Annotated in this window: 13 protein-coding genes; 4 read left to right on the top strand and 9 right to left on the bottom strand. The window is 54.8% G+C overall.

The window, feature by feature from the left end; genetic code table 11:
* Positions 1–111 precede the first annotated feature (111 nt).
* The 9 genes from K529_RS15085 to K529_RS15045 all read right to left on the bottom strand — a co-directional run bounded on the left by K529_RS15085 (position 112) and on the right by K529_RS15045 (position 9,761).
* Positions 112–516, bottom strand: coding sequence for a hypothetical protein (locus K529_RS15085; protein WP_005607921.1), 405 nt, complete (start codon positions 514–516; stop codon positions 112–114).
* Positions 513–1,604: a flagellar type III secretion system protein FlhB gene (gene flhB / locus K529_RS15080; RefSeq protein WP_005607919.1), complete on the bottom strand. Its 1,092-nt coding sequence runs from the start codon at positions 1,602–1,604 to the stop codon at positions 513–515. The genes K529_RS15085 and flhB overlap by 4 nt, the downstream gene beginning before the upstream one ends.
* Positions 1,601–2,380 (bottom strand): flagellar biosynthetic protein FliR, encoded by a 780-nt coding sequence (locus tag K529_RS15075; protein WP_005607917.1) that lies wholly within the window; start codon positions 2,378–2,380, stop codon positions 1,601–1,603. The genes flhB and K529_RS15075 overlap by 4 nt, the downstream gene beginning before the upstream one ends.
* Positions 2,377–4,416 carry a flagellar biosynthesis protein FlhA gene (gene flhA, locus K529_RS15070; RefSeq protein WP_406707195.1) on the bottom strand — a complete coding sequence of 680 codons (2,040 nt, stop codon included), beginning with the start codon at positions 4,414–4,416 and terminating at the stop codon, positions 2,377–2,379. The genes K529_RS15075 and flhA overlap by 4 nt, the downstream gene beginning before the upstream one ends.
* A gap of 371 nt (positions 4,417–4,787) precedes the next feature.
* Positions 4,788–7,205: a hypothetical protein gene (locus tag K529_RS15065; protein ID WP_005607912.1), complete on the bottom strand. Its 2,418-nt coding sequence runs from the start codon at positions 7,203–7,205 to the stop codon at positions 4,788–4,790.
* Positions 7,202–8,071: a flagellar motor stator protein MotA gene (gene motA, locus K529_RS15060; protein WP_005607911.1), complete on the bottom strand. Its 870-nt coding sequence runs from the start codon at positions 8,069–8,071 to the stop codon at positions 7,202–7,204. The genes K529_RS15065 and motA overlap by 4 nt, the downstream gene beginning before the upstream one ends.
* 74 nt (positions 8,072–8,145) lie before the next feature.
* Entirely contained in the window at positions 8,146–8,760 is a 615-nt protein-coding gene (locus K529_RS15055; protein WP_005607910.1) for a MotE family protein, read from the bottom strand.
* Positions 8,760–9,227 (bottom strand): hypothetical protein, encoded by a 468-nt coding sequence (locus K529_RS15050; protein ID WP_005607909.1) that lies wholly within the window; start codon positions 9,225–9,227, stop codon positions 8,760–8,762. The genes K529_RS15055 and K529_RS15050 overlap by 1 nt, the downstream gene beginning before the upstream one ends.
* Before the next feature lie 9 nt (positions 9,228–9,236).
* Positions 9,237–9,761, bottom strand: coding sequence for a flagellar basal body-associated FliL family protein (locus K529_RS15045; protein WP_040641244.1), 525 nt, complete (start codon positions 9,759–9,761; stop codon positions 9,237–9,239).
* A gap of 119 nt (positions 9,762–9,880) precedes the next feature.
* Here K529_RS15045 and fliF point away from each other — a divergent pair, with 119 nt between their 5' ends.
* The 4 genes from fliF to fliP are packed head-to-tail and all read left to right on the top strand — an operon-like array spanning position 9,881 to position 13,185.
* Positions 9,881–11,557 carry a flagellar basal-body MS-ring/collar protein FliF gene (fliF, locus tag K529_RS15040; RefSeq protein ID WP_040641261.1) on the top strand — a complete coding sequence of 559 codons (1,677 nt, stop codon included), beginning with the start codon at positions 9,881–9,883 and terminating at the stop codon, positions 11,555–11,557.
* Positions 11,557–12,153: a hypothetical protein gene (locus tag K529_RS15035; RefSeq protein ID WP_005607901.1), complete on the top strand. Its 597-nt coding sequence runs from the start codon at positions 11,557–11,559 to the stop codon at positions 12,151–12,153. Before fliF ends, K529_RS15035 begins: the two co-directional genes overlap by 1 nt.
* The gene (locus K529_RS15030) at positions 12,146–12,442 is read left to right on the top strand and encodes a FliM/FliN family flagellar motor switch protein (RefSeq protein WP_005607898.1); all 297 of its coding nucleotides are present in this window, start codon (positions 12,146–12,148) and stop codon (positions 12,440–12,442) included. Before K529_RS15035 ends, K529_RS15030 begins: the two co-directional genes overlap by 8 nt.
* On the top strand, positions 12,439–13,185 hold the full coding sequence (gene fliP, locus K529_RS15025; RefSeq protein ID WP_005607893.1) for a flagellar type III secretion system pore protein FliP: 747 nt from the start codon (positions 12,439–12,441) through the stop codon (positions 13,183–13,185). The genes K529_RS15030 and fliP overlap by 4 nt, the downstream gene beginning before the upstream one ends.
* Positions 13,186–13,299 lie beyond the last annotated feature (114 nt).

Here is a 13,299-nt window from a genome sequence, read left to right as displayed (position 1 = left end):
CGGCTTTCTTATTGTTCGGGGTTGGCTGAGAGCTCATGGCCGAGTTTTGCGTGGTGCGTTATCCGTATCACCAGACCCGGCCATGGTAAGAGTCTGTAGCCCAGATGCCGATCAATCCAGCTTCATGAGGCGGTCGAACAGCATCTTATTGCGGCGTTCCTTTGCATCAGACTTATGCTGGTTTTCCATGGTTTCCACAGCATGCTTACGTCCAAAAGCATGACGCAGCTTATCCATCGCTCGAAACTTTTGTGCGGTGACCTGCGCCAGATCCTGATTGATGTCGCGCCGCGCATTCGTATGCCATTTTTGCCATTGCAGATCGACGCCAAGCGCTTTCATCTCGTGACTTTGATCAACGAGCGCACGCGAGTCTTCGACTTGCTGCTTCAACATCGCAAGTTTGCCGCGGAGTTGCGCTTCGCGATCCAGGATAGGTTTCACTTTTGCGTGCTCCCGCAAGTAGACCGCATTCGTCACAGCTTTCATCTGCGCAAGCATTTTGTCTTGTTTCATAGAATGCTCTCCTTGGCCTTTTTGCGCATCTCTTCTGCAAATCGAATAGCGGCTGCGACCGGTGCATAGTGTTCCTCGGCAATCTCATCACCGACCTCAACGGTCGCATACAACGCCCGCGCAGTTGGCGGGTCACTGTGAAGCGGTACCCCATTTTCCTGAGCGATCTCGCGGATCATGGCAGCAACACCGTCGACCCCTTTGGCCACGCATTCTGGCGCACTGCCCGAGACGCGGCTCCACTTCAGTGCAACCGCATAGTGTGTCGGGTTTACGATCACCACATCAGCCTCTGGCACAGCTGCCGCAATTTGCTTGCTGACAATCTCGCGACCTTTTTGTTTACGCTGGCCTTTCGTGTGGGGGTCGCCTTCAGAGTTCTTCATCTCATCCATGACATCTTTGCGCGACATCATGTTCTTGCGGATGAATTCAGCTTGCTGAAACGGAGCATCCACCAGGCCAATCGCAAGCGCGATGATCAACGTCAGAATGAGAAACTCCATCGCGAGTTGCACCAAAAACGGTACAACCGAATACGGGCTGGTTCCAACGGATGCGATCATTTCTGGTAAACGCCACGACAGATATATGCCTAGCGTGATGGAGTAGAGTAACAGCTTGAAAAAGCTCTTGGCGAATTCGAATAGTCCTGAACGACCAAACTTGTTCTTTGCGTTCTTGATCACTGACAGACGGGACAGTTTCGGCTCGATCCGTTTGGGTGCAAAAACCATCGCTTTTTGGGCAAATACCGCGAGCAAAACCAATGCTGCGGGCACAATAAACCATGCCATCACGGAGGTTAAAGCCGCAGAGATGAATTCTCCTGCGACCGGAGCGGCAATCCCATCGCCAAAAAACACCGGGGCCAGCCTATCAGGCTGATCGATCATGCTCATTAAGACGGTGCCGAGCGCCTCTACCGAGGAACCACCCGCGGTATAGAATGCGATCAAGAGCCCCAGATAGGAGGCCGCCTGCAAAAGGTCATTTGACTTTGGAACATCACCTTCAAGCCGCGCTTTTCGCAGCTTCTCCGGTGTTGGTTCAAATGACTTATCTGAGTCGTCGCTATCGTCGCTCATGGCATCCCCACTCCCGGGTCAGCAAAGAACATCAATAGGTTACGCCCCCAGACCTCGAGCATCATAGGCGCGCCGATCATCAATATCGACAAGCCGCCGAATGTAATAACCGGCGCCCCCACAAAGACCACCATCAGCTGTGTCATCGCCCGGTTGATCACACCAAGCGTAAGGTTATAGATCACCGCCGTAATCAAGAACGGCGCAGCTAACGTAAACGCTTGGGCAAAAGTCGCCGACACGCGATGCACTCCCCATTCGGAAAGTCCTGCAGCATCCGGGAACCGACCGACAGGGAACAAATCGTAAGATCGGATCATCAATTGTGCAGCGTGGATGTGAAAATCGAGCATCACCGCGACCGCAATCCCGGAAATCCATAAAACCGCACCCAACGCAGGCATGGGATCAGCGCCCGCACCGCCAAGCACCTGACTAAGAGAGGTACACTGCGCGGCAATCGACCCAGCGGTTTGCAGCATATGCATGAACATCCGAAGCCCAAGCCCCAGTGAAAGCCCCACCACCACCTCTGTGGCTATAAGACCTGCATACTGCATGACCGTTTCCGGTATCGGCATTTGCGGCAGGGCTGGCGCTACAATTGCTGTAAACACCAACCCGGCAACGAGACGGATTTGCGTTGGGATCAGTTGTTCACCAAATCCCAGCATGATCGATGTCATCGCACCTATCCTGAGGAACACAATGGCTCCGTGCCAGAACCCTGCCCCGAACAACGCCATCAGCTCGGGTGTTATGCCGACAAAATTCATGCTGCGACCATGCCGACGAGGGCAGGACGTGCCTCCAATCCGATCTCCTCGAAGGATAGCACCGGGTTCTGGATACCCCGAGACCTCAGAATTGTACGCAAGTAGCGGCGGCGACGGGTCGAGGTTACAATCGCCGCAAAGATCCCCTGCTCCGTCACCTGATTGATTTTGTCGCTCATCGCGTCAACCAGCTTGTTGAACGTATCAGGCGGCAGAGCGATATCCAGCCCGGATTGCGTTTCAACCTGATAGGTCGTGAAGGCGTCTTCCCATTCGGGTGCAAGTTGCACCAGAGGAATCGTCCCATCGTCGCGTTTCATTTCAGCCACCAGCTGGAAGCCCAGACGTTGACGAACGTGTTCCGTGATGAGTTCCGGCGACGTGGTGCGCATCCGTGCTTCGGCAATCGACTCGAGAATGAGTGGCATATTGCGGATCGACACGCGTTCCTCCAGCAACAGGCGCAAGACAGCATGCAGAGTATCAATCGGAACCTTGTCTGGGATCAGTTCATCAAGGAGCTTCTTGTTGGCATTGGCACGGAATTCATCGCTCAGTTCTGTCATTTCGCGCAGCAGGCGACGCAGTGCTTTGAGCGTCAACAAACGTGGGAAGCTCTGTTTAACAACTTCCAATAGATGAGTCGCGAGGATCTCTGGCGGGGAAACGACGGTCGCCCCCATGAGCGCAGCATCCTCTTGATGCTTGGTCGCAATCCAGCGGGCAGGCGCACCGTAAACAGGTTCTGTCACATCATTGCCTGCGGGCAATGCGGCATGGTTATCCGGCATCAGTGCCAACACCATATCAGGATGCAGCGTGCCGCGCGCCTGTTCGACACCCTGAATGCGAACCACATAGGTTCCGTTGTCCAACTCCGCTTCATCGGTCAGTCGGATTTCAGGTAGAATCAAGCCGAATGTTGTCGCCACATGCGTTCGCATGTTGGCAATTCGAGCATCCAGTCCAGTTCCCGGATCCAACACCATGGACACCAGATCCTGCGAAAACTCCAAATGCAGGTCATCAAGATCAAGGATGTCGCCAAGGGCTTTGGATTTTTCTGGTGACTGAACTTCTTCGACTTTTGCATCAAGCTCTTTTTGGGCGACTTCATCGTTGGTTTTCTTAATCCGATACGCGAGGTAACCCAAGGCTCCGCTCCCCGCGATGAAGGGGATAAACGGCAACCCCGGAACCAACGCAAACAACGCCATCAGCACCGCCACAGCTCCTATGGCGCCTGGGTATTTTGCAAACTGCGAGAAGATTGCGGTATCGGTTGATCCGGATGCACCACCTCGTGCCAGCAGAAGCGCCGCAGCGATGGAAATGATGACAGAAGGAATTTGTGAAACCAGACCATCACCCACGGTCAAAATCGCATAGGTTTCAAACGCAGTACCTACGGGCATACCGTGGATGAGAACCCCCATGATGAGGCCCACGATCAGGTTCAAAAGGGTGATGAGAAGGCCGGCAATTGCATCGCCTTTCACAAACTTCGACGCACCGTCCAGAGAGCCAAAAAACGTCGTCTCACGCTGTTCGGTTTCGCGGCGTTCCTTAGCGGTCGCATGGTCAATTGCGCCTGCGGACATGTCGCTGTCGATAGCGAGCTGTTTCCCCGGCATCCCATCAAGAGCAAATCGCGCGCCCACTTCGGCCATGCGCGCGGCACCCTTCGTGATCACCATAAAGTTCACGATCAAAAGTACGCCGAACACCACTAGCCCGAGGAAAACGCTGCCCCCCATCACAAAGTTGGCAAATCCCTCGATCACGTTTCCGGCCGCGTCGGTGCCTGTATGGCCTTGCCCGATGATGAGCTTGGTCGACGACACATTCAGCGACAATCGCAACATGAGCGAACCGAGCAAGATCGTCGGAAAGGACGAAAAATCCAACGGTCGCTCAATAAAGAGCGTGATGGTGAAAATCAGGATGGCGAGAGCGAACGAAGTCGCAAGCCCCACATCCAGCACCCAGGCTGGCATCGGTAGGATCATCATCACGATGATCGCCATCAGCGCCATCGCTAGGAGAATGGTCGGACTAAAAATCTCTTTGACTGACAGATTCGGCACGGATTTTCTCTTATGTGAAAGCGATCAGAAGCGGTCCGCCGGTGCCTAGGCACCGGAAGTGAGAGTGGGAGAGTTTCTGATCTAGAGAGGCCGGAATGCCGCAGACCGCACCAACAAGTCCTGTCACCTGTTGCGCGGTTACTAAAATCCGAGCTTTACGCCCGGTTTGTCTTATGTCGTTCACTGGCATTCTGCCCGTTCCAGATGAGGATTCTTCCCTGTCCCCAAGCTAGGCTGCTATGCTTTACAAAGTGTTAGCATCAGAATGTGAAATGGCCGCACCAAAGGTACGGCCATGTCGTCGAAATTCGACGTTTACCTTAATCTTCAACCTCTTGAGGCGTACGCTCTACTTGACGCAGCAATTCTTCAATCGAAGATCTTGCGCCAGCGCTGCTTTCGACCAAAGCACGCGCCTCGGCAAGCGGTGGCAGACCTTCGGGGTCGCGTACAGCCGAGTCGATCTGTTTGGTCACTTCAGCAACGGAGCGGAAAGGTGCTGCGTCCTGATCGATGGCTTCTGCTGCCTCAAGATCCTCGGAAAGCCAGTATCCTCGGGCGGCACCATTCAGATCTTCTGCGGACATCATGTATTCGCTTGCGCGCTCATATTCCTTATTGCGCCACAACGCCTCAGCGCGCATGCGGTCTGCCTGCTGACCTTCTAGCCCCATTAGCTCAACCAATGCGCGTTGGGGTTGGTCCAGCTGCAAATGCGCCTCCGCACTCATCATGCGACGCTCTTGATTCTGTGGCTCAAGGCTCATCTTGCGCAGCAGCATTTCAGCCTGCTCCGCAAAACCCAGATCCAGCAGTCGACGAGCAACAAGATCACCGACTTGCGCCGCACGCGTAGCGCCAGCTTCTTCTGCAAAGATAAGGGCGTACTTCAAGAATGTTACATCGTCTGCATTTTCAGCCAGCAGTGTCATGAGCGGAGTGTTCACCGCGTTTCGCGATGTCGGGCCATCGCGTTCTTCTAGCTTTGTGGCTTTGTGAAATGCTGCGTCGAAACTCCCGGTGAGTGCCAAAGCCATAACCTCAGCTTTACGCAGATCTGCCCCGAGTGACGTCCCACGGTTCTCCAATTCATATGACGCTGTCAGGTCTGGCACATCCGGCGACAGTGCGCGCCGTTCAGCATAGCTCAATTCAATCAAGTCGATCAGGGCCCGCGGCGTATTTTGACTTTGCTCCGCAACCTCTTTTGTAAGGTTGCGAGCTACGGCTTCTGTATCCCCATCAAGTTCCGCAATCGCCGCTTCAGCCAGATTGCGATCGGGGATACCCTCGACCCCTGTGCGATCAACAGATCGCAATGTTGCCTTTGCGACGCTAGGATCGCCCGCTTTGGCAAACAATGTACTCATCCGCACCCCAAGTTGCACACGCAAATGGGCGGGCAAACGTGCAAACGCTTGCTGAATCGCATCCGTATTTGCACCTTTTTTAACAACCCCATCCGCCATAGCCGCCCAGAAAGCTACGCTCCCATTACAGGTTTGCTGACCGGAGAAGACCGTATTGACCGGAAGCTCGCCTCCATCAACAATCTTTGCCAAGGTGGTCATAACTTCACGTGAGCGCGGCTTCAGGCTGTTTTCAGGCAGCATGTGCAACATCGCAACCGCCTCAGCGCCAAAACCAAAGTAAAGATAGGTGCGCGCAAGTTTGAGCGTTGCGTCACGATCAACCTGATCAAATTCACCCAGCATCGCGTTTCGTAAGGTGCCAATTTGCTCTGAGAAAGGTGTATCAGTGCCCCATTTGTGAACAGCAAGTTCACGGTCGGGGATACAATGCGAGTCGGCCTCATCCCTGCCGCCACTCACCGCAAACAATCCCGTTTCCCGGTCAATCGCTGATGTGACAGACATGTTGTCCAATGGGTTGAGAGGGCGATTGTCATTGCCCAACGGATCAAGATGCAGATTTTCTTGGCGTTGTTCACTCGGCTCCAATAGCCCCTGATTGCTCGCTCGCCCAATTTGTTGCAGCAGACGGGCCTCGGTGTCATTTACCATCGCGGCGCGCTGGTTTTCTTCAAGATCCATAAGCAAGCTTGCATCCGACGTCAGTGTCTCAGGCGCTGATTTACCATCTTCGTCTTTTACGTCCGCAGGGGCGGCCACCTCGCGCTTGCGATCAGACCTGATCGAAGGACGATCATCTGACAACAGTGGAAGCTCTACAGGACCGGTGTGAACTGGTTGGCGTTTTGAAGACCCAAATGTCTGCTCAACAGCATCTTCGAGCCCCATGGCAACCCGCGCACTCGCAAGGTCACGCGGGTCGATATTGAACTCTCGCCCCTCACCGTTGCTGGGAAACGTCAGAGGCAGGCTGCTGCGGTCAGCAGGTGCGGCGAGTGCCAGCGGACGCCCCTCGCGCACGTCAATCACAAGGTAGCCATCAGACTGCTGATAATAGTCAACGCTGCATTCACAGCCCAAATCGATCCGGAGCGGCTGCCCTGGACCGTTCTGGCTAACTGATTGAATGCGGGTTCTTGGAATGAGGTCAAATACGCTTTGTGTATTAAAAACCGCCGTCGGGGAGCCGACATTCACCGTTGCAACGTTCTCATTTTGGGTCAGTGACCACTCGACACCCTCAGGAAGGCGCATCACCAATCGGGTGAAATCCTCGTGCTCTCCTGAGCGTGTCACAATGGTTTGTGCTTCTGCATATCCGGCGACCACTACTGCAGTCGTCAATGCGATTGCTCGCGAAATCATGCTGCGTCCTGTTTCACTTCATTCAAAGCTTCCTCCAGCTCGGAGAACCCGGGCCGGATGTGGGAAGGCGTATTCTGACGCCCCACTTCGATACAGATGGCTGCCGCATGGTTGTGGAGATTGGCCACAAGAACCTCGCGGATCAGCTGATAAAAATGCGCGTCTTCTTCGACAACGGATTTTACTTTGCCCGCAAACGGCGCCACCAGGCCGTAGGACAGGAACACCCCAAGGAAGGTCCCTACCAAGGCACCACCGATCATCTTACCCAAAACCTCTGGAGGCTGGTCAATCGACGCCATGGTTTTGATAACACCCAAAACGGCGGCAACAATTCCGAGCGCAGGCAGGCCGTCGGCCATGGTCTGCAGCGCATGGCTAGAGTGCAGCGCATGGTGCAGGTTGGCCTCGATGCGTTTTTCCAGAACTTCTTCAACCTGATGTGGATCGTCGTAGTTCATTGAAGCGGAACGCATTGTATCGCTGATCAGGTTGATCGCTTCTTTGTCCGCGAGGATTTTGGGGTATTTTCCAAAAACGGTAGAATTTTCCGGGTCTTCGATATGTTGCTCAACTTCGACCGGGTTGGCCCGAGCAATACGAATCAACGCGAAGAGCAGGCAGAGAAGGTCCTTGTAGTCATCAGGCTTCCATTTCGGGCCTTTAAATACCTTACCCATGTCTTTGAGCGTGTGTTTGACACCGCTCATGTCATTGCTGATCAGGAATGCCCCGACAGCCGCACCGCCAATCATCATCATTTCGAAAGGCAGTGACTTAATGATGATGCCCAGTTTACCGCCAGCCAGCAGATAACCACCAAACACCATGGCAAAGATCACAATGATCCCTACAATCCCGATCATAGGTAAGCTCCAAATTCCGTCACTGGCTCAAGAGTAGGATAGTCTTGTTAAAAAAGACTGAGTGAGGGCCCAAGTTACTCCTTGGGCACCTCGCCATTTCGACCGGCAAGCACCACACTGATGGTATAAGCTGCCTCTGGGCTAAGCCCCGCCATAACACCCGCAGCAGCCTCAGGCTTCATGCGTGCGAGAAAACCTGCCGCGAAGGTTGGGTCCATCTCTTCAAAGAGAGCCGCGGCGTCTTTGGGCTTCATCTGTTCATAAACGGTGGTGAGCTTGGTCACATCTTGTTCCGCAGCGCCATCCGCCAACGCGAGTGTGGCAAGCAGCTTTTGCTCGGCTTGTTGCAAGTCCTGAAGCTTCTTGTCGATTGCCTCATCAGCAATTTCCAAAGCTCTCATTCTGTCTTCAAGCTCAGCCTCTCGTTCAGCCAAATTGGCCTCACGCTTCTTGAAAGCTGTGAGCATGGCTTGCATTTCGGCCGAATCGGGAACCGATGCGCGCCCCGGCGCGGATGGTGCCGCCTCGTCGTTCTCACCTGCTTTGATTTCGGCAACCTCGCGCGCGATTGCGGGCGCTGCCTCAAGTGCGATTCGAACCACCGCAGACCCCATCAGGAAAAGAGCCAACAGCATCAGTGTGCCGCGTCGGGCTTTCTCCATCTTTTGGGATTTATTTGCCTTCGCCATCACGCCACCCGGTTTTGATTGCGGCTGTGCCGCACAAACATCAGACCTGCCGGCTTGGCTTCTTCCTGCGGCTCGGGTTCAGCGACGTCTTCGGTCACTTCAGCCTGTGCGTCAGCTTCATAAGCCTCTGCGAGAGCATCATTTTCCTCGGTCGCTTCGGGTTGAGCCTGTGCTTCTTGCTGAGGTGCTATGTCGTGCATCGACGCCATCATCAACTCCAGCTTATGTGCCACCGATTCGGCGCGTCCGGTCAGCTGTTCCAGCGCTTGACTGGAGCCATCAGACATTTTTCGCGCCGCGACCAGCGACTTGTTCAGATCATCCACTTGCGATGAGAGCACTGCCACCGCGCCTCCGACCCCTTTTTCAAGATCGTTGAAGCGTTTCAGTCGGCGCGACAGCACCAGGCAATAAAACCCGGCACCCAGTGCTCCGGCCGCAAGCAGGATATCAGCGATAAGTTCCATCCTGTCCTCCTAGTTGAGTACGAAATCCATGATCAGCAAATCACGCACGCGACCTTGTCCGGTTACGATGTTGATCCGCCGTAGCATCTGTGCCCGCAGTTTTGGCAGAGCCATCGGATCGGTCAGATCCTCAAGCTCCAGCGCCCGCAGGTAGCTGTTCAGAACGTCGACAACTCTGGGGAGGACTGTTTCAACCTCGGCCTGATCGGCTTGGTTGACCTCGAGTTGCGCACGGAACCGAAGTTGTTGCACGCCACTGGCTCTGTTCAGTGTGACAACAATCGGTTCCATTTCAATAAAGGCAAGATTGGCGATCTCTTCCGCCGACTCACCCTTGTCCACGCCTTCTGGCGCCTCTTTGGTAACCTGCGCAACTTCTGGCGCGGGCTTATTACCAAAGGGAAGAAGGCCTGACTGAACGGCAAAGAAGCCGCCCCCTGCGCCAGCGATTCCAAGTACGAGCCCTATGATAAGGGGCATCTTGCTCTTCTTCGCCGGTCCGTCTGTTTCTACATCAGCTACAGCGTCTGTCATGGCTATCCCTAAAACGTCGTGCATCCCGTTCATAACCCGACAGGAACTAACCGAATGTTAAGGCCAATCGGAGAAAAGGGTTGCAGGCCGGAAAGAACGCCGGTGCGACGGAGGTTAATGTGCAGCAGATCAAGAATGTCTGGGCAGGTTTGGACACGCGGAAGCGGATGATGGCGATCGGGGCGACCCTCGCTGTGATCTTTACTTTCTTCCTCATGTCCATGGTGGCGAATAAGCCATCCATGCAATTACTATATGCTGGGCTGGAGAGCAGCTCGGCCGGAGATGTGGTCAGCGCTTTGGAACAAAGCGGTGTCGACTATGAAGTGCGCGGCGGGTCGATTTATGTACCTTCCAATAAGCGTGACGAATTGAGAATGACGCTGGCGAGCCAAGGTTTGCCTGCAAATGGTGGCAAAGGTTATGAGCTCCTTGATTCGCTCAGCGGGTTCGGAACCACTTCGCAAATGTTTGACGCTGCCTACTGGCGCGCCAAAGAAGGCGAATTGGCCCGTACTATTGTGGCGAATCCGCACGTCAGCCAGGCGCGGGTACATATTGCCAATACTGGCAGCAACCCGTTTCAACGGACAATTGATCCCACCGCCTCGGTGTCCGTCACACCTATGGGCACGCCAATTACACCGGCACAAGCAAACGCGATTCGCTTTCTTGTCGCCTCGGCAGTTGCCGGGCTCGCGGTAGATAATGTTGCCGTAATCGACGCCAATGGTGCGCTGATCGGCTCCCCGGAGGCTGCTGCGGCAGCTGGCGCTGGCACGGATGACAGATCTCAAACCCTGCGCGAGCGCGTGTTGCGACTGGTCGAAGCGCGGGTGGGTCACGGCAATGCTGTGGTTGAGATCAGCGTTGAAACAGTCACCGACACCGAATCGATCCGAGAAAAACTGGTCGATCCGCAAAGCCGCGTCGCCATCAGCACCGATGTCGAGGAACGTACCGATTCCTCTCAGAATCAGGCAGGAGAGGTCACCGTCGCCTCCAACATTCCTGATGGTGATGCAGGCAACGGAGAAGGGTCTCGCGCTAACACAAATGCCACACGGGAACGCGTGAACTATGAGATTTCTGAAACCGAAAAAGAAATTGTACGCGGTCCCGGAGCAATCAAGCGCCTCACCGTCGCGGTACTGATCAACGGCGTCACGACCCCAACCGCTGATGGTCAGGCCACATTCGAACCGCGACCAGATGAAGAACTCGACGCTTTGCGCGAATTGATTTCTGCTGCCGTTGGCTTTGATGCTGAACGCGGAGACGTCATCACTCTGAAGTCGATGGATCTGCCCAACGTGGAACCAGAAGGAACCGCCGTTACGTCGTCCATGTTCGACAATCTCTACTTTGATGTGATGTCGATCATTCAAATGGCAGCGCTTGCTGTCGTTGCACTGATCCTTGGCCTCTTTGTTGTGCGCCCGATTCTCGCAGGCAACGGCGCTTCGGTGCAAGCTCTGCCGTCACCAGACGGAATGGCGGCAGGTGGCTTGCCGGAACTCCCCAACATGGGAGGCGGTGATGCGGGCTTTATGACCAATCCTGATCTGGGTTCGAATATCGCTCTGGACGGCGAGATCGACAGCGGCGGTGACGGGCAATTCCAACCCTTGGGCGGGCTTCCCGGCATGGGTGACGGTCTTGGCTCCTTCGGCGGCGGCGGTGGCATGAGCGACGACCCTGTGGATCGTCTGCGCTCCATGATCGGCGAACGCCAAGAGGAAACCGTGCAGATTCTGCGCGGGTGGCTGGAAGAAAACAATGAGGAGCGTGCGTAATGACAATTGCCCATCTTCTGGAAGATTTCGGCATTAAAACTCCTGTCGAACCCGTCAGCAGCTTTTCCGAGGAAATTGTCGAAGAAGCCAAGCTGGTCTCTTTCGAGAAAGGTTATACGGCAGGTTGGGATGACGCGATCGAAGCCAAAGACAAGGAGACAACACATGTCTCCGCTACTCTTGCAACATCGCTCGAAGATCTGAGCTTCACCTACCATGAGGCGCAATCTCAGCTGATGGAATCACTCGATCCGATGTTCAAGGTCCTGACCTCAGTGATTCTACCTGACACAATGGCTGCAACGTTCGGCCATCATGTGATTGACCACCTCAATGAGATGGCCAAAGGCCAGATCAACGAACCGATGGAAATCGTGGCGGCTGCCGGAGAAGGCAACGCTATCCGGGCTCTGTTGGGTGAAGATCCGACCTTCAACGTCCGGGTGCGCGAAGACGCAAATCTCTCCGCCGGTCAGGCACAACTCCGTGTTGGCAAAAGTGAACGTGAACTTAACTCCGAGGCCCTGATCGAATCCATTCGCGATTCTATCGATGCCTTCTCCTATCAATTCAAAGAGGACAGCCATTATGGATGAGACTGGCGAACTGAACCCAAAATCGGCCGATGCTGGCAACCCGTTTGTCTCAGTGCCGGTTGAGGTGATTGTTTCGGTCGGCAAGGCCCGGCCGCTAATCCGAGATCTCGTCAACCTTGGCGAAAATGCCATCCTCACTCTCGACAAGAAAGTCGAGGATCCGGTGGATCTCTATGTCGGCGACCGCCTCGTGGCGCGTGGACAATTGGAAGAAATGGAAGGCGATCAGGCAGGTCAATTGGCCGTTCGTCTGACGGAAATCGCCGATCTGCAAAGCGGTTTGGGATGATACGGAAAACTCTCGCTCTGGGCGCGCTGGCAATCTTTGTATTGCTGGTGCAGCCACAGGTAGCGCTGGCGCAAGAATTGAGCCTCAACCTCGCCGATGGTCAATCAATCTCGGCCCGTACGATTCAGCTGATCTTATTGATCACCGTGCTCAGCGTCGCGCCGGGCCTGTTGGTCATGCTCACCTGTTTTCCGTTCCTGATTACGGTTCTGTCGATCCTGCGTCAGGCCATCGGTTTGCAGCAGGCTCCACCGAATATGCTGATGATCAGCCTCGCGATGTTCCTGACCTATTTCGTCATGGAGCCCGTCTTTACCGAAGCTTGGGACACTGGCATTGCACCTTTGATCGACGAAGAGCTCGAAGTTGTCCCAGCACTGGAACGCGCCGTCGAGCCTTTCAGGGTATTTATGGCCAATCGACTGGACCCTGATACCTACTATGCAATTGCAGATCTGCGTCCCGGAACGCAAGGCAGTGACCCTTCGCCGGAATCACCGCTCTCCGTGCTGATACCGAGCTTTATGCTGTCGGAAATCACCCGCGCTTTCGAGATCGGATTTTTGGTCTTTCTACCGTTTTTGGTGATCGATCTTGTGACGGCAGCTGTGCTGATGTCCATGGGGATGATGATGGTGCCGCCGGCGCTTGTGTCATTGCCGTTCAAATTGGCGTTCTTTGTCGTTGCCGATGGCTGGAGCCTGATCGCAAGCGCCCTGGTGCGAAGTTACTACCCCTCCTAGCGCGTTCAGAAAATATAGTCCTACGAAGCCCCGGCCCGCTCAGCGGTTCGGGGCTTTTCATGTTTCCAGTAAGACCTCAGGCGAACACGCGCGCAGACGATGCCAATTCGAGGC

It is taken from the genome of Tritonibacter mobilis F1926 (genome assembly GCF_000376545.2).
Taxonomy (GTDB): domain Bacteria; phylum Pseudomonadota; class Alphaproteobacteria; order Rhodobacterales; family Rhodobacteraceae; genus Epibacterium; species Epibacterium mobile.
This window is presented reverse-complemented; position numbering and strand designations above follow the sequence as displayed.

What these genes read in the sequence shown, in the direction of transcription:
- K529_RS15085 (WP_005607921.1), bottom strand. Translation starts at nt 516, where the DNA reads ATGAAACAAGACAAAATGCTTGCGCAGATGAAAGCTGTGACGAATGCG.
- flhB (WP_005607919.1), bottom strand. Translation starts at nt 1,604, where the DNA reads ATGAGCGACGATAGCGACGACTCAGATAAGTCATTTGAACCAACACCG.
- K529_RS15075 (WP_005607917.1), bottom strand. Translation starts at nt 2,380, where the DNA reads ATGAATTTTGTCGGCATAACACCCGAGCTGATGGCGTTGTTCGGGGCA.
- flhA (WP_406707195.1), bottom strand. Translation starts at nt 4,416, where the DNA reads ATGGCGCTGATGGCGATCATCGTGATGATGATCCTACCGATGCCAGCC.
- K529_RS15065 (WP_005607912.1), bottom strand. Translation starts at nt 7,205, where the DNA reads ATGATTTCGCGAGCAATCGCATTGACGACTGCAGTAGTGGTCGCCGGA.
- motA (WP_005607911.1), bottom strand. Translation starts at nt 8,071, where the DNA reads ATGATCGGGATTGTAGGGATCATTGTGATCTTTGCCATGGTGTTTGGT.
- K529_RS15055 (WP_005607910.1), bottom strand. Translation starts at nt 8,760, where the DNA reads ATGGCGAAGGCAAATAAATCCCAAAAGATGGAGAAAGCCCGACGCGGC.
- K529_RS15050 (WP_005607909.1), bottom strand. Translation starts at nt 9,227, where the DNA reads ATGGAACTTATCGCTGATATCCTGCTTGCGGCCGGAGCACTGGGTGCC.
- K529_RS15045 (WP_040641244.1), bottom strand. Translation starts at nt 9,761, where the DNA reads ATGACAGACGCTGTAGCTGATGTAGAAACAGACGGACCGGCGAAGAAG.
- K529_RS15035 (WP_005607901.1), top strand. Translation starts at nt 11,557, where the DNA reads ATGACAATTGCCCATCTTCTGGAAGATTTCGGCATTAAAACTCCTGTC.
- K529_RS15030 (WP_005607898.1), top strand. Translation starts at nt 12,146, where the DNA reads ATGGATGAGACTGGCGAACTGAACCCAAAATCGGCCGATGCTGGCAAC.
- fliP (WP_005607893.1), top strand. Translation starts at nt 12,439, where the DNA reads ATGATACGGAAAACTCTCGCTCTGGGCGCGCTGGCAATCTTTGTATTG.